Source organism: Shinella yambaruensis, from assembly GCF_050859155.1.
Classification (GTDB): Bacteria; Pseudomonadota; Alphaproteobacteria; order Rhizobiales; family Rhizobiaceae; genus Shinella; species Shinella yambaruensis.
Map to the genome: position 1 here is coordinate 1826988 of NZ_CP150638.1, position 15117 is coordinate 1842104.

The following is a 15117-nucleotide window of genomic DNA, read 5'->3' on the forward strand; positions in this document are numbered from 1 at the left end:
TAAGATTCGGCCCTGCGCGAAAAATCCGTCAGTCGAAGGCGATGTCGGCCCGGAGCCTGCGGCTCCTGTGCTCGCGCCAGATGATGAAGAGGCCCGAGGCGACGATGATGGCGATGCCGAGCCATTTCGAGGGCGTCGGGAAGTCGCCGAAGATGGCATAGCCGAGCACGGTCGCCGAGATGATCTCGAAATACTGGAACGGGGCGAGCAGCGAGAGCGGCGCCATGCGGAACGCGCGCACGACCAGCATATGCGCATAACCGGAGAGCGCGCCGAGGATGACGAGCAGGACGAGGCCGAAGAGCGAGCCCGGCAGCGAGGGTTCGAAATCGGCGATGCTGGCCGAATTTCCGAGGAACAGCGCCGCGCCCATGAAGATCGTGCCGCCGAAGCCAGCGATGGTCTGCATGGTCAGCGGCGAATCGGCCTCGCCGATCGCGCGGTTCATGAAGAGATAGATGGAATAGAGGAAGGCGCAGGCGACCGGCAGCAGCGCCGTCCAGCCGAACAGCACGAAACTTGGCTGGATGACGATCAGCGCCCCGCCGAAGCCGACGACGATGGCGAGCCAGCGCCGCCAGCCGACCCTGTCGCCGAGGAAGGCCGCGGACATGGCGGTCAGGATGAAGGGTTCGACGAAATAGATCGCGAAGACGTCGGCGAGCGGCATGTATTTCACCGCCGCGAAGAAGAGAAGGCTCGCCGCCCCGTGGATCGCGCCGCGCAGCAGGTTGAGCCACGGCCGCTTCGGCCGCAGCATGGCGCTGCCGGCCGCAGTGAAGATCAGCGGGATCGTGCAGACCACCTGGAAGAAGAAGCGGTAGAACGTCACCTGGCCCGGCGACATGTCCGCGAAGGTCGCCATGTATTTGGCGATGGCGTCCATGCAGGGCAGGAGCAGCATGGCGATCGCCATCAGCGCCACGCCCTGCATCGTGCCGGCGCCCGACGGATCGGTGGTGCTGGCCGTGGTGTTCATGCTGCGACTCCTTCGTTCGCCTCTGCATAGTCCTTTTCCGCACGCTGGCAATGCCGGAAATCGCGTCATCGGGGCGGCGCATTTGAGGTAGCCCGGCCTCGCGCCTTGCCTGTAGACTTGCGGCAAGGACAATGGAGGCCGCGATGACCTTTCCCGGCGAGAGCAACACCATCCCCTTCCCTTCGGGCCGCGCCGACGGCGACACGCTCGGCGGGCGCATCTGGCGGGCGCGCGATGCGCTGGGGCTCGGCCTGGAAGACCTCGCCGCCCGCCTCGGCCTGCCGGAAGCCACGGTGAGCGGCTGGGAGCGCGACCATGCCGAGCCGGAGACGAAGGCGCTGTTCATGCTGGCCGGCGTTCTCTCGGTCTCCCCCTCCTGGCTGATCGCCGGCATCGGCGAGGCGCCGGCGGATCCCTCTGGCGAGGAGCACCTGCATCCGCTCCTGCGCCAGCTGCAGGAAATCCGCCAGTTGCACGACCAGACCGGCAAGGCGATCGCCGCGCTCGAAACCGAGGTCGCAAAATTGATCAAAAAAGATCAGGGCTGATTTTTTCCGGAAACCGCACTTGAGAGGCCGGACCTGCTCTGCAATGGTCGGCCCGACACAGAATCCGCATAGGGAGACGAAGATGGACGTACGCGCCGCCGTTGCCGTTCAGGCCGGAAAACCGCTGGAAATCATGACCGTGCAGCTCGAAGGCCCGCGGGCCGGCGAGGTGCTGGTCGAGGTGAAGGCGACCGGCATCTGCCACACCGACGACTTCACCCTGTCGGGCGCCGACCCGGAAGGCCTCTTCCCCGCCATCCTCGGCCATGAGGGCGCGGGCATCGTCGTCGATGTCGGGCCGGGCGTGACCTCGGTGAGGAAGGGCGACCACGTCATCCCGCTCTACACGCCCGAATGCCGCGAATGTTATTCGTGTCTGTCGCGCAAGACGAACCTCTGCACGGCCATCCGTTCGACGCAGGGCCAGGGCCTGATGCCCGACGGCACTTCCCGCTTCTCGATCGGCAAGGACAAGATCCACCACTATATGGGCTGCTCGACCTTCTCGAACTTCACGGTCCTGCCCGAGATCGCGCTCGCCAAGGTCAATCCGGACGCCCCCTTCGACAAGATCTGCTACATCGGCTGCGGCGTGACGACCGGCATCGGCGCGGTCATCAACACGGCGAAGGTCGAGATCGGCTCCACCGCCATCGTCTTCGGCCTCGGCGGCATCGGCCTCAACGTCCTGCAGGGCCTTCGCCTTGCCGGCGCGGACATGATCATCGGCGTCGACATCAACCCGGACCGCAAGGCATGGGGCGAGAAGTTCGGCATGACGCACTTCGTCAACCCGAAGGAGGTCGGCGACGACATCGTGCCCTACCTCGTCAACATGACGAAGCGAAACGGCGACCTGATCGGCGGCGCGGACTACACGTTCGACTGCACGGGCAATACCAAGGTGATGCGCCAGGCACTGGAATCGGCCCATCGCGGCTGGGGCAAGTCGGTCATCATCGGCGTTGCCGGCGCGGGCCAGGAAATCTCCACCCGCCCGTTCCAGCTCGTCACCGGCCGCCAGTGGATGGGCACGGCCTTCGGCGGGGCGCGCGGCCGTACCGACGTGCCGAAAATCGTCGACTGGTACATGGACGGCAAGATCCAGATCGACCCGATGATCACCCACACCATGCCCCTCGACGACATCAACGAGGGCTTCGAGCTCATGCATTCCGGCAAGTCCATCCGCGGTGTCGTGGTCTATTGACGGACACGGCCCCCTATACAATCGACGTGCGGAGGATGGCAGCATTCTCCGCCGTCGAGCTTTATGCTCTCTTGAGACTGCGCGTCGATGTCTTCGTCGTCGAGCAGGCCTGCGCCTATCCCGAACTCGACGGCAAGGATGAGGACGCGTTGCATCTGCGGCTGCTGATCGACGGCGAGACGGCCGCCTATGCGCGCCTGTGGCAACCGGAGAACAGGGCGCCGCGCATCGGCCGCGTCCTCGTTTCGCCCGGACACCGGGGCAAACGCCTCGGCGAGGCCCTGATGCACGAAGCGATATCGGCCTGCGAGGCGCATTTCCCGGGGCAACCGATCGCCCTTTCCGCGCAAGGCCATCTGGAGCGCTTCTACCGATCCTTGGGTTTCGCGCCGACATCGGGGGAATATGTCGAGGATGGTATTCCCCATATCGACATGCAGCGTCCTGCCGGCCATTCTTGAGACTGCGCGGAACCACGACATACAGGAAATTGCGGCGCCATGATCTACGTTGACGCGGATGCGTGCCCGGTAAAGCCCGAAATCCTCAAGGTGGCGGAACGCCATGGCATGGCGGTGACCTTCGTCGCCAATTCGGGCCTGCGCCCGTCGCGCGACCCGATGGTGCGCAATGTCATCGTCTCGGGCGCCTTCGACGCGGCGGACAACTGGATCGCCGACAATGTCGGCGCCGACGACATCGTCGTGACGGCCGACGTGCCGCTGGCGGTGCGCTGCGTCGAGAAGGGCGCGCATGTCACCGGCCCCACCGGCCGCCTTTTCGACAAGACCAATATCGGCATGGCGAGCGCCATGCGCGACCTCGGCGCGCATCTGCGCGAAACGGGCGAGAGCAAGGGCTACAATGCCGCCTTCTCGCCGCGCGACCGCTCCGCCTTCCTCGAAATGCTCGACCGCCTCTGCCGCCGGGCGAAGAACGCGCAGGCTGGCCCGTCCCCATGAAAAAGGCGCCGGGGCCGAGGATCTACGGCAGGCACCTGCCCTTCTATGTCGGCATCGGCGCGGCGGCCCTCGCGCTTTTCCTTGCGCTCTGGCTCAAGCCGGATTTCGCCATCGGCATCGCGGCCGTCGCCTTCTTCCTCTGCTATCTCCTCTTGACCGCCTGGCGCGTGCCGCGCCTGACCGCCGCCCATCTCGAACATTATGCGACGGACACGGACGAGCCGGTCACGGTCATCTTCGCCGTGACGTTCGCGGCCGTCGCCGTTTCCACGGGCTCGCTCTTCGTGGTGCTCAACCGGCCGGCCGCCTCCCTCGGCGAATTCGTGCTCGCCTTCGCCTCCGTCGCGCTCGGCTCGCTGACCATCCACACCATGGCGGCCATGCACTATGCCCATCTCTATTGGCGCCCCGGCAGCACGGAAACGAGCCTCGATGCCGGCCGAAGCCTCGATTTCCCCGGTAAGGCCGCGCCTGGCGCCTACGATTTCCTCTATTTCGCCTTCGTCATCGGCATGACCGCGCAGACCTCGGACATCGCCATCACCTCCACGGCGATGCGCAAGGTCAACCTGCTGCACGCGATCGTTTCCTTCTTCTTCAACACGGTGCTGGTTGCCGCCGCCGTCAATGCGGCAGTATCGCTCGCCACCTGAACCCTACGGAGTTCCCAGATGAAAGTGCTTTCCCAGAACACGGCCTTCGGCGGCATGCAGGGCGTGTTCGCCCATGATTCGGAAGCCTGCAAGTGCGAGATGACCTTCGCCGTCTTCGTGCCGCCGCAGGCGATCCACGAGCCGCGCCCCGTGCTGTGGTATCTGTCCGGCCTCACCTGCAGCCATGCCAATGTCATGGAGAAGGGCGAATACCGGCGCATGGCCGCCGAGCTCGGCCTCATCGTCGTCTGCCCGGACACCAGCCCGCGCGGCAACGACGTGCCGGACGAAATCACCAACTGGCAGATGGGCAAGGGCGCCGGCTTCTATCTCGACGCGACCGAGGCGCCCTGGGCGGAACACTACCAGATGTACAGCTACGTGACGGAGGAGCTGCCGAATTTCGTCAGCCAGCATTTCCGCATGGACATGGCGCGCCAGGGCATTTTCGGCCATTCGATGGGCGGCCACGGCGCCATGACGATCGCGCTCAGGAACCCGGAGCGCTTCAGGAGCTGCTCGGCATTCGCGCCGATCGTCGAGCCCTCCACCGCCGACTGGTCGGCCCCGGCCTTCGAAAAGTATCTCGGCGCCGACAGGGCGGCGTGGCGGCAATACGATGCCTGCGCGCTCGTCGCCGATGGCGCCCGGTTCCCGGAATTCCTCATCGACCAGGGCAAGGCGGACGGCTTCCTGGAAAACGGCCTGCGCCCCTGGCTCTTCGAGGCGGCGGTCAAGGATACGGACATCGCTTTGACGCTGCGCATGCACGAGCGCTACGACCACTCCTACTACTTCATCTCCACCTTCATGGACGATCACCTGAAGTGGCATGCCGAGCGTCTCGGCTGAGCCATTGCCATGGCGGGGGCGCATGGCTGGCATGCCGCCCCCGTCCTTGCCCTTCCCCGCCACCGGGGTATAGTGCACCCCGGTAGACGGCTACCGCCGGATGGCATCCGGTCACGACCGCGGGGACGGCCTCGCTCCTTTCTTATGGAGTGGGCAATGCCCTGGATTTATCTCACCCTCGCGGGCCTGTTCGAAATCGGCTGGGCGATCGGCCTCAAATATACCGACGGTTTCACCAGGCCTCTGCCGACGGTCCTCACCGCCGGCTCGATGGTCGTTTCCATCGTCCTGCTCGGCCTTGCCGTGAAGACGCTGCCGATCGGCACCGCCTATGCGATCTGGACCGGCATCGGCACGGTCGGCACCGTGATGCTCGGCGTCGTCCTCTTCGCCGAGCCGGTGACCGCCATGCGCATGGGCTGCATCGCGCTCATCGTCACCGGCATCCTCGGCCTGAAATTCGCGGCCTAGAGCGGACGGCTCTAACGGCGATTGTCGAGAGCGAAGGCGCCCGGCCCTGCGGCGGTCAGGTACAGGAAGACGAAGCAGAACAGGATCGCGGCGTCGCCGCGATTGTTGATCGGGAAAAAGCTCTGCGGCGCATGGGCCATGAAATAGGCGACCGCCATGAAGCCGCAGAGCACGAAGGCCGCCGGCCGCGTGAAGAGGCCGAGCAGGATCAAAAGGCCGCCGGCGATCTCCAGCGCGCCGGCCAGCCCTATCAGGTTCATCAGATCGCCGAAGGGCTGGTCCGAGGGCGGGAAATTGAAGAACTTTTGCGTGCCGTGCTCGATGAAGAGCAATGCCGTCATGATGCGCAGCGCCGCCAGCGCCTGCGGCCGATAGGCGGATAGACCGTCGAACATGCCTTCGTTCCCCTCCGTTTCAAGAAGAAGGGAACTCTATCACGCTTCCCGCACGGATTCGCCTGGTCCTTGCCGCGCCTCGCCGAGGCGCATTTCGCGCGATCAATCGCAGCTGATCGCCTGCGTGACGACGCAGGGCGCTACCTTCTTCCTGGAGCCTTCCGGCAGCGCGCGCGAGCGCACCGTCAGCGCCGCCTCGCTCGGAATGACCAGCGGGCGCTTCTCCCCGCCCGGATAGGCCTGTATGGAGGTCCTCGTCGGCGTGCGGCGCTTGCCGCCGGCCTCTTTGCGATCCTTGCCGGGACGCTTGCCATAGGTCGCCTTGCCGGTGGCGACCGGCGCCAGGTGATAGGCGAGCGCCACGCGCTTGGCGATGGCATCGCCGAGCGCTGCCTCGCGTCCCCTCTGCTCCGGCATGAAGCTGTTGACCGTCAGGGTCCGGCGCGACGGTTCGCCGGGACCGTCCAGCGTCACCGTCACGCGGGCCGTGCTCCGGCCGTCGCTGCCCTGCCTCACGCCGGAAACCCGCACATCCATTACCGCCCGGTCGATCGCGACGGCCCGGCGCGTCGCCTTGGCAGCCCGTTTCAGGTGCTCGCCGGCGCGCTTCAGCACCGTGGCGGACGCGCTGCCGTCGCCGCTGACGACGATCTTGCGGATGTCTCGGACCGGATAGGCCTCGTCGGCGCTGGCGGCGAAGGGAGTGGAGAAGAGAAGGCTGGCGGAAAGAAGGACGCGAATGAGGAACTGCATGAAGTCAAACCGGTATGCGATGTCGGATTTCGGTCGCGCGCCAAAATGGTGCGAACCTCTTAACAAAGTCTTTTCAGCGCGGAATTTCCGCAAGCACGGCGGCGGCGACGTCCATTTCCGCCCGGCGCAGCGCGCGGCGGTGGAAGGCCTCCTCGTCCGTGCCCCAATGCTCGATCTGCCAGTCCTCGTCGACATGGGCGAGCGTCCAGGCCCTGTCGGCGTCGACGACGCCCTCGGCGAGCACCAGCGCCAGCAGCGCCGAGCCGGTGAGCGTCGTCACCGTGTGCAGGCAGGCGAGCGCCAGCGGATCGCGGAACGCGGCAAGCGCCTTGGAAAAGGCCTCGATCGCCGGCGCCGGCTGTTCCTGATGCATCACGCCTTCGACGAGGATGAAGCGCGCGCCCCTTGCATCGGCCGCCCAGCGGATGACCGGGTCCCAGCCCTCGCGCTGCCGCTCGACGAGCCCGGCCGGCGAATCCGCGCGGTAGCAGAGCATGTCCGTGCCGGCAAAGCGCACGATCTCGTCGAAGACCGCGTCGAAATTCGCCGCGACGCCGTCGACGGCCGTATTGACGAGCCGCGTCACCGGCATCTTCGCCGGGTCGATCTCCTCGCCCTGCCCGTCCCATTCGGCCACGAGCCGGTCGGCAATCGGCCGGGCCGGCACGGCGAGCAGCTTCTTGCCGGGCGTGCGCACCGGGCGGCCGTCGAGCAGGATGCGGTGGCCCTCCTCCACCTCGTCCGTCGAAACCGCCTTGTAGAACCGCTTCGGCAACGGGCGCTTCATCTGGATCTGCGCGCGGCGCACCGGGTCGGGATCGCTCATCGCATAGGAAAGGTCGCTCAGGATATCACGCATCGGAAATCTCCAGCCATTCGAGAAGGTCGGCGGGCGTGCGCAGGATGTGGTCCGCGCCGGCCTCGACCAGTTCGGGCACGGTGGCATAGCCCCAGGAAACGCCGATCGCCTTCGCGCCCGCCGCCTTCGCCATCTGCATATCGTAGACCGCATCGCCGATGACAACCGTGCGCACCGCATCCACGCCCGCCTCGCTGCAGCATTCCGTCACCATGGCCGGATGCGGCTTGGAGGGGCAGTCGTCGGCCGTGCGCGAGACGAAGAACGTCCTGTCGAAGCCGTGCGCGGCGCGGATGAGATCGAGGCCGCGGCGGGACTTCCCCGTCACGGCGCCGAGGATCAGGTCGTCCTGCCGCTCGAGGCGCGCCATCATGGCGGCGATGCCCGGAAAGAGCGGCTCCTGGAAGCCGGGCTCGGCGCGCACGCCGGTATAGGCCGCCTTATAGTGCGCGGTCATCGCCAGCGCCTCGTCGTCGACATGCGGCTTGCCCTGCATGCGGGCGATCGCGATGTCGAGCGTCAGGCCGATGATCGCCTTGGTTTGCGCGATATCCGGCCGTGCGAAGCCGAAATCGACGAAAGTGCGCGCCATGACCTCATGGATCAGGTTGACGCTGTCGACCAGCGTGCCATCGCAATCGAAAAGGACGAGCCGCATCAGTCTTCCTCGTCCGCCGCGTTCTGGTCGAAGCCGAAGAGGTTCCAGGTCTGCACCATGTGCGGCGGCAGCGGCGCGGTGACGCGCAGGCGCCCGCCGGACGGGTGCGGGATGTCGATATGGCGGGCATGGAGATGCAGGCGGTTCTGCACGCCGCCCGGAAAGCTCCAGTTGACGTCCGCGTCGAAATATTTCGGGTCACCGAGGATCGGGTGGCCGATATGGGCGGCGTGGACGCGCAGCTGGTGCGTGCGGCCGGTATAGGGCTCCATCTCCAGCCAGGCGAAGTTCTGCCCCGCCTGCTCGACGATACGGTAGAAGGACACGGCGTGGTCCGCCCCGTCCTCGCCATGCTTGGCGATGCGCATGCGGTCGCCATCCGGCGTCTGCTCCTTGACGAGCCAGGTGGAGATCTTGTCCTCGCGCTTCTTCGGCACGCCCTTGACCAGCGACCAGTAGGTCTTCTTGGTGTCGCGCTCGCGGAAGGCGGCGGTCAGCTTCTGCGCCGCGCCCCGCGTGCGGGCGATGACGAGCACGCCCGACGTGTCGCGGTCGAGGCGGTGCACGAGCCGCGGCTTCTCGCCCTTCTGGCTCGTCCAGGCCTCCAGCATCTTGTCGATGTGCCGGGTGACGCCCGAACCGCCCTGCACGGCGATGCCGGCCGGCTTGTTGAGCACGAAGACCTTGTCGTCCTCATGCAAGAGCATGCGGGCGAGCAGTTCGCCATCGGGGGAATGTTTCAGGTCGCGGCCGGCGATGGGGCCGGCCTTCGGGCCCTTGGCATCCACGTCCATCGGCGGGATGCGGACCATCTGGCCGGGCTGCACGCGGGTGTCGCTCTTGGCGCGGCCGCCGTCGACGCGCACCTGGCCGGAGCGCAGCAGTTTCTGCAGCTGGCCGAAGCCGAGGCCCGGATAGTGGACCTTGAACCACCGGTCGAGCCGCATGCCCGCCTCGTCGTTCTCCACCTGCTTGTGTTCGATGCCTGCCATCTTCGCCTTCTTTCGTTGCGCCGTGCTTTAGCGCAAGAACGGGCGAAGGGGAATATTGGAAACGGCGCGCGTCAGAATGCGCGGAAGGTCAGCGTCGTCAGGGATCGCACGATGCCGGGAATCGAGGCGACGTGATCGTTGATGAACTTGCCGATATCCTCCTCGCTGTCGACATAGATCTTCAGGAGAAGGTCGTAGTCGCCGCTCGTCGAATAGAGCTCCGAAATGAGTTCCGTAGCGTAAAGCGCGTCGGCGACCTCGTAGGTCTTGCCCGGAGCGCATTGCAATTGCACGAAAATCGGCTTCATCGGTTCCTCCCGCGCCATCGGCGGCATGCGTGTTCCCGCCCGATTCCGGCGGCATTCCATATCTCTTATGGCGGAATTCCGCCGCCAAAGGCAAGGCCGGCCGATAATCGTACAGACCGTTAAAATTCGATGAAAATGCAACCGCAGCACTTTATGCCTCAGAAAGATGCAACTGATAAATTGCAACGATGCAAAACCAACTCCGTTGAATGCCATGACACAGATCGTGACAGTTTCGCCGGCAACGGCCGCCTACGCATCGCAGGGAATGCGGTCGCAGACGCGTGCGAACACCCTCTTCGAGGAGCGCATCCATGCCTGGAGCGAGGATGCGAAGGTCCGCGGCGATGCCCGCGCGATCGCCGCGCTCACCGTCATCCATCCGCCGGCCCTGGCCCTGGCGCTGATCACCGCCCCCGGAAGCGCGGTAACCGTTTCGCAGGCGCAGCGCCTCTATGTTGAGAACGACCTGCCCGCCGTGCCGGAACCCGCCTGATCCTCCTTCGGAAAACAGCCATCCTCCAACCTGCCGCCCCTTCGGGGGCTTTTCTTTGCGCGGTCCCTGCCCGGCCTTTCCCGCTACGACAAAAATTCGCTTGGGAGCGACGCAACGCTCTTGCCAAAGCGCGGGCAACGCCTTTATCTGGAGGCGACCTCGCTGGGAGAAGCTGGCCGCCCGACCAAGGGCATGGCCGGTGCCGAAGGAGCAACCGCCCCGGAAACTCTCAGGCAAAAGGACCAGCAAGGTGCCGTCGGAACTCTGGAGAGAAGCGTTTTTCGAGCGCTCGCCGAAGGGATAACAATCTCAGGCGAAGGGACAGAGGGGGCTCAGGAGAGCGGCGCGAAAGCGCCGGGATTGTGAGCCGGTGCCCGTTGGATAGGGGGCGCCACAGGACTGGAGGGCGCCTTTTGGACGGATCGTCTGAACTCAAGAAAACCCCGCTTCATGCGCTGAACCTTTCGCTCGGCGCCCGCATGGTGCCGTTCGCCGGCTACGAGATGCCGGTGCAATATGCCGCCGGCGTGATGAAGGAACATCTGCACACCCGCGCGAGCGCCGGCCTCTTCGACGTGTCCCACATGGGCCAGGTCACCGTGCGCGCCCGCTCCGGCGACAATGCGGACGCCGCCCGCGCGCTGGAGACGCTGGTGCCGGTCGATGTCCTCGGCCTCGGCGAGGGCCGCCAGCGCTACGCCCTCTTCACCAATGACGCGGGCGGCATCCTCGACGACCTGATGATCGCCAATCGCGGCGACCATTTCTACGTCGTCGTCAACGCCGCCTGCAAGGAGGCGGATTTTGCCCACATGCAGGCGAAGATCGGCGACACCTGCGAACTGACCCTGCACGACGACCGCGCCCTCATCGCGCTGCAGGGCCCGCATGCCGAGGCCGTGCTCGCCGAACTGTGGGCGGACGTCTCCTCCATGCGCTTCATGGACGTGCGCGCCTGCGACCTGCACGATGCCGACTGCATCGTCTCGCGTTCGGGCTATACGGGCGAGGACGGGTTCGAGATCTCCATTCCCGCCAGCCTTGCCGAAGCGGTCTGTCGCCGCCTGCTCGACCATCCGGACGTGCTGCCGATCGGCCTTGGCGCGCGCGATTCGCTGCGCCTCGAAGCCGGCCTCTGCCTCTACGGCAACGACATCGACACGACGACGACCCCGGTGGAAGCCGGTCTCGAATGGGCCATCCAGAAGGTGCGCCGCACGGGCGGCGAGCGCGCCGGCGGCTTTCCGGGCGCGGCCGTCATCCTCGGTGAGCTCGAAAACGGCGCATCCCGCCGCCGCGTCGGCCTGAAGGCGGAGGGCCGCGCGCCGGTGCGCGGCGGTGCGGTGCTCGCCACCGATGCCGAGGGCGAGGACGTCGTCGGCACCGTCACCTCCGGCGGCTTCGGCCCGAATGCCGACGGCCCCGTCGCCATGGGCTACGTCACCAAGGCGGCGACGGCGCCCGGCACCCAGCTCTATGCCGGCGTGCGCGGCAAATTCCTGCCCGTCACCGTCGCGGCCATGCCCTTCGTCAAGAACACCTTCAAGCGCTGACCATGACCCGCTCCGCCCGGCTATTGCCCCTCACCCCGCCCTCTCCCCGCAAGCGGGGCGAGGGAGACGCGACGGCGCGGCAGGCGGATGAGGGTCGAAAGAACGAACGAACCTTCCCATAGAGAGGAACGAACATGCTGAAATTCACCGAAGAACACGAGTGGCTGAAGATCGAAGGCGGCGTTGCGACCGTCGGCATCACGGTGCACGCGGCCGAACAGCTCGGCGATCTCGTCTTCGTGGAACTGCCCGAGGTCGGCGCGACCTTCGAGAAGGGCGGCGATGCGGCCACCGTCGAGAGCGTCAAGGCAGCCTCCGACGTCTATTGTCCGCTTGACGGCGAGATCGTCGAAATCAACGAGGCGATCACCGCCGATCCCTCCCTCGTCAACAGCGACCCGCAGGGCGCCGGCTGGTTCTTCAAGCTGAAGCTCGCCAACCCGTCCGATGCGGACAGCCTGCTGGACGAAGCCGCCTACAAGGAGCTTGTCGGCTGATGTCTCTTCCCAAGGATTTCGCCTTTACCGATTACCAGCCCTACGACTTCGCCAACCGTCGCCATATCGGCCCCTCGCCGAAGGAGATGGAGGCGATGCTGAAGGTGATCGGCTATGACAGCCTCGACGCGCTGATCGACGACACCGTGCCGCAGTCGATCCGCCAGGCAAAGCCGCTGGAATGGGGCGCGCCGATGACCGAGCGCGAGGCGCTCGACAAGCTGCGCGAGACCGCCAACCGCAACAGGAAACTCGTCTCGCTGATCGGCCAGGGCTATTACGGCACGATCACCCCGCCGGTCATCCAGCGCAACATCCTGGAAAACCCCGCCTGGTACACGGCCTATACGCCCTACCAGCCGGAGATCAGCCAGGGCCGCCTCGAAGCGTTGCTCAACTACCAGACCATGGTCTGCGACCTCACCGGCCTCGACGTCGCCAACGCCTCGCTGCTCGACGAGGCGACCGCTGCCGCCGAAGCCATGGCCATGGCCGAGCGCGTGGCGAAATCCAAGGCCAAGGCCTTCTTCGTCGACGAGAACTGCCACCCGCAGACCATCGCGCTCCTCAGGACCCGCTCCGAACCGCTCGGCTGGCAGATCATCGTCGGCGATCCCTTCACCGATCTCGACCCCGTCGACGTCTTCGGCGCGATCTTCCAGTATCCCGGCACCTACGGCCATGTGCGTGATTTCTCGGGCCTCATCGCTCGCCTGCACCAGACCGGCGCCATCGCCGTCATCGCGGCCGATCCGCTGGCCCTCGCGCTCCTGAAATCGCCCGGCGACATGGATGCGGATATCGCCATCGGCTCCACCCAGCGCTTCGGCGTGCCGGTCGGCTACGGCGGGCCGCACGCGGCCTACATGGCCGTCAAGGACGCCTACAAGCGCTCCATGCCCGGCCGCCTCGTCGGCGTGTCGATCGATGCGCGCGGCAACCGCGCCTATCGCCTGTCGCTCCAGACCCGCGAACAGCACATCCGCCGCGAAAAGGCGACGTCGAACATCTGCACCGCGCAGGTGCTGCTCGCCGTCATGGCCTCGATGTACGCCGTCTTCCACGGGCCGCAGGGCCTCAAGGCGATCGCCCAGAGCGTGCACCAGAAGACCGTGCGCCTCGCCAAGGGCCTCGAAAAGCTCGGCTACACGGTCGAGCCCGACGTCTTCTTCGACACGATCACCGTCCATGTCGGCAAGCTGCAGGGCATCATCCTGAAGACGGCCGTCGCGGAAGGCGTGAACCTGCGCAAGATCGGTGACGACCGCATCGGCATCAGCCTCGACGAGCGCTCGCGCCCCGTCACGCTGGAAGCCGTCTGGCGCGCCTTCGGCGGCAATTTCGAGGTGGCCGAATTCGAGCCGGACTACCGCCTGCCGGAAGACCTCTTGCGCACCAGCGAATACCTGACGCATCCGATCTTCCACATGAACCGCGCGGAAAGCGAGATGGTGCGCTATATCCGCCGCCTCTCCGACCGGGACCTGGCGCTCGACCGGGCGATGATCCCGCTCGGCTCGTGCACGATGAAGCTGAACGCCACGGCGGAAATGCTGCCGATCACCTGGCCGGAATTCGCGGAGATCCATCCCTTCGTGCCCGCCGACCAGGCGCAGGGCTATCGCCACCTCATCGAGGACCTGTCGCAGAAGCTCTGCGACATCACCGGCTACGACGCCGTCTCCATGCAGCCGAATTCCGGCGCGCAGGGCGAATATGCCGGCCTCCTGACGATCCGCGCCTATCACCTCGCCAATGGCGACACGCATCGCGACGTCTGCCTCATCCCGACCTCCGCGCACGGCACCAACCCGGCCTCAGCCCAGATGGCCGGCATGAAGGTCGTCGTCGTGAAAGTGTCGGAGAACGGCGATATCGACATGGAGGATTTCCGTGCAAAAGCAGAGCAGTATGCGGAAAACCTCTCCTGCTGCATGATCACCTATCCCTCCACGCACGGCGTCTTCGAGGAGAATGTGCGCGAGGTCTGCGAGATCGTGCACAGGTATGGCGGCCAGGTCTACATGGACGGCGCCAACATGAACGCCATGGTGGGCCTTGCCCGCCCGGGCGACATCGGCTCGGACGTCTCGCACCTGAACCTCCACAAGACCTTCTGCATTCCGCATGGCGGCGGCGGCCCCGGCATGGGGCCGATCGGCGTGAAGGCGCACCTTGCGCCCTTCCTGCCGAGCCATCCGGAAGTCGCGGGCCTTGGCAATACCGGCGCCGTCTCGGCGGCGCCCTTCGGCTCGGCCTCCATCCTGCCGATCTCCTGGAGCTACTGCCTGATGATGGGCGGCGAAGGCCTGACGCAGGCGACCAAGGTGGCGATCCTCAACGCCAACTATATCGCTGCCCGTCTGAAGGGCGCCTATGACGTGCTCTACGCCTCCGCCAAGGGTCGCGTGGCGCATGAATGCATCATCGACACGCGCCCGCTTGCGGCAAGCGCCGGCGTCACCGTCGACGACGTCGCCAAGCGGCTGATCGACTGCGGTTTCCACGCCCCCACCATGAGTTGGCCGGTTGCCGGCACGCTGATGATCGAGCCGACCGAATCGGAGACCAAGGCCGAGATCGACCGGTTCTGCGAGGCGATGCTGGCGATCCGCGAGGAGGCCCGCGCCATCGAGGACGGCACGATGGACAAGGACAACAACCCGCTGAAGAACGCCCCGCACACGGTGGAGGACCTCGTCGGCGAATGGGATCGCCCCTATTCGCGCGAGCAGGCCTGCTACCCGCCGGGCGCCTTCCGGGTGGACAAGTACTGGTCGCCGGTCAACCGTGTCGACAATGTCTACGGCGACCGCAACCTCGTCTGCTCCTGCCCGCCGCTGGAGGATTATGCGGAGGCTGCCGAGTAGGAGCTTTGTGTCCCGGCCGTTCCTGTCGGCCGGGTCCGGTTTCCAACGGCGTATCCCGCAA

Annotated in this window: 18 protein-coding genes and 1 riboswitch; of the genes, 11 read left to right on the forward strand and 7 right to left on the reverse strand. The window is 66.0% G+C overall.

The window, feature by feature from the left end; genetic code table 11:
• Window positions 1–28: 28 nt before the first annotated feature.
• The gene (locus WMC41_RS09055; protein WP_432347758.1) at window positions 29–979 is read right to left on the reverse strand and encodes a DMT family transporter; all 951 of its coding nucleotides are present in this window, start codon (window positions 977–979) and stop codon (window positions 29–31) included.
• Window positions 980–1122: 143 nt separating this feature from the next.
• Here WMC41_RS09055 and WMC41_RS09060 point away from each other — a divergent pair, with 143 nt between their 5' ends.
• From WMC41_RS09060 to WMC41_RS09090, 7 genes are all read left to right on the forward strand, one after another.
• Window positions 1123–1527 carry a helix-turn-helix domain-containing protein gene (locus WMC41_RS09060; RefSeq protein WP_432347760.1) on the forward strand — a complete coding sequence of 135 codons (405 nt, stop codon included), beginning with the start codon at window positions 1123–1125 and terminating at the stop codon, window positions 1525–1527.
• An 82-nt stretch (window positions 1528–1609) separates the two neighbouring features.
• Window positions 1610–2737, forward strand: a complete 1128-nt coding sequence (locus WMC41_RS09065) for an S-(hydroxymethyl)glutathione dehydrogenase/class III alcohol dehydrogenase (RefSeq protein WP_432347762.1) — start codon at window positions 1610–1612, stop codon at window positions 2735–2737.
• Between the two features lie 35 nt (window positions 2738–2772).
• On the forward strand, window positions 2773–3198 hold the full coding sequence (locus WMC41_RS09070; RefSeq protein ID WP_272805450.1) for a GNAT family N-acetyltransferase: 426 nt from the start codon (window positions 2773–2775) through the stop codon (window positions 3196–3198).
• Window positions 3199–3237: 39 nt separating this feature from the next.
• Window positions 3238–3699 carry a YaiI/YqxD family protein gene (locus tag WMC41_RS09075; protein WP_244765489.1) on the forward strand — a complete coding sequence of 154 codons (462 nt, stop codon included), beginning with the start codon at window positions 3238–3240 and terminating at the stop codon, window positions 3697–3699.
• Window positions 3696–4352: a DUF1345 domain-containing protein gene (locus tag WMC41_RS09080; RefSeq protein ID WP_432347765.1), complete on the forward strand. Its 657-nt coding sequence runs from the start codon at window positions 3696–3698 to the stop codon at window positions 4350–4352. Before WMC41_RS09075 ends, WMC41_RS09080 begins: the two co-directional genes overlap by 4 nt.
• Window positions 4353–4370: 18 nt before the next feature.
• Complete coding sequence (gene fghA, locus WMC41_RS09085) at window positions 4371–5204, forward strand: S-formylglutathione hydrolase (protein ID WP_432347767.1); 834 nt, start codon at window positions 4371–4373, stop codon at window positions 5202–5204.
• Window positions 5205–5360: 156 nt separating this feature from the next.
• The gene (locus tag WMC41_RS09090; RefSeq protein WP_244765486.1) at window positions 5361–5675 is read left to right on the forward strand and encodes a DMT family transporter; all 315 of its coding nucleotides are present in this window, start codon (window positions 5361–5363) and stop codon (window positions 5673–5675) included.
• A gap of 11 nt (window positions 5676–5686) precedes the next feature.
• On the opposite strand, the gene WMC41_RS09095 is transcribed toward WMC41_RS09090, so the two are convergent.
• From WMC41_RS09095 to WMC41_RS09120, 6 genes are all read right to left on the reverse strand, one after another.
• The gene (locus tag WMC41_RS09095) at window positions 5687–6070 is read right to left on the reverse strand and encodes a DoxX family protein (protein ID WP_244765485.1); all 384 of its coding nucleotides are present in this window, start codon (window positions 6068–6070) and stop codon (window positions 5687–5689) included.
• 102 nt (window positions 6071–6172) lie between these two features.
• Window positions 6173–6823, reverse strand: a complete 651-nt coding sequence (locus WMC41_RS09100) for a hypothetical protein (RefSeq protein ID WP_432347769.1) — start codon at window positions 6821–6823, stop codon at window positions 6173–6175.
• Between the two features lie 73 nt (window positions 6824–6896).
• Complete coding sequence (locus WMC41_RS09105; RefSeq protein WP_432347771.1) at window positions 6897–7682, reverse strand: ATP12 family chaperone protein; 786 nt, start codon at window positions 7680–7682, stop codon at window positions 6897–6899.
• Window positions 7675–8340: an HAD-IA family hydrolase gene (locus tag WMC41_RS09110; RefSeq protein WP_244765482.1), complete on the reverse strand. Its 666-nt coding sequence runs from the start codon at window positions 8338–8340 to the stop codon at window positions 7675–7677. Before WMC41_RS09110 ends, WMC41_RS09105 begins: the two co-directional genes overlap by 8 nt.
• Entirely contained in the window at window positions 8340–9332 is a 993-nt protein-coding gene (locus tag WMC41_RS09115) for an RluA family pseudouridine synthase (protein WP_272805455.1), read from the reverse strand. The genes WMC41_RS09110 and WMC41_RS09115 overlap by 1 nt, the downstream gene beginning before the upstream one ends.
• A 71-nt stretch (window positions 9333–9403) precedes the next feature.
• Window positions 9404–9640, reverse strand: coding sequence for an Lrp/AsnC ligand binding domain-containing protein (locus WMC41_RS09120; protein WP_024271053.1), 237 nt, complete (start codon window positions 9638–9640; stop codon window positions 9404–9406).
• Window positions 9641–9854: 214 nt separating this feature from the next.
• Between WMC41_RS09120 and WMC41_RS09125 the strand changes: the two genes are divergently transcribed.
• The 4 genes from WMC41_RS09125 to gcvP all read left to right on the forward strand — a co-directional run bounded on the left by WMC41_RS09125 (window position 9855) and on the right by gcvP (window position 15056).
• The gene (locus WMC41_RS09125; RefSeq protein WP_284219299.1) at window positions 9855–10136 is read left to right on the forward strand and encodes a hypothetical protein; all 282 of its coding nucleotides are present in this window, start codon (window positions 9855–9857) and stop codon (window positions 10134–10136) included.
• A 153-nt stretch (window positions 10137–10289) separates the two neighbouring features.
• A riboswitch (glycine riboswitch) is annotated at window positions 10290–10391 on the forward strand.
• A 224-nt stretch (window positions 10392–10615) separates the two neighbouring features.
• Window positions 10616–11689, forward strand: coding sequence for a glycine cleavage system aminomethyltransferase GcvT (gene gcvT / locus WMC41_RS09130; protein WP_432348307.1), 1074 nt, complete (start codon window positions 10616–10618; stop codon window positions 11687–11689).
• Between the two features lie 134 nt (window positions 11690–11823).
• A complete protein-coding gene (gcvH, locus tag WMC41_RS09135; protein ID WP_288077525.1) occupies window positions 11824–12186 on the forward strand; it encodes a glycine cleavage system protein GcvH in 363 nt (120 codons plus the stop codon).
• A complete protein-coding gene (gene gcvP / locus WMC41_RS09140) occupies window positions 12186–15056 on the forward strand; it encodes an aminomethyl-transferring glycine dehydrogenase (protein WP_432347775.1) in 2871 nt (956 codons plus the stop codon). The genes gcvH and gcvP overlap by 1 nt, the downstream gene beginning before the upstream one ends.
• Window positions 15057–15117: the final 61 nt, after the last annotated feature.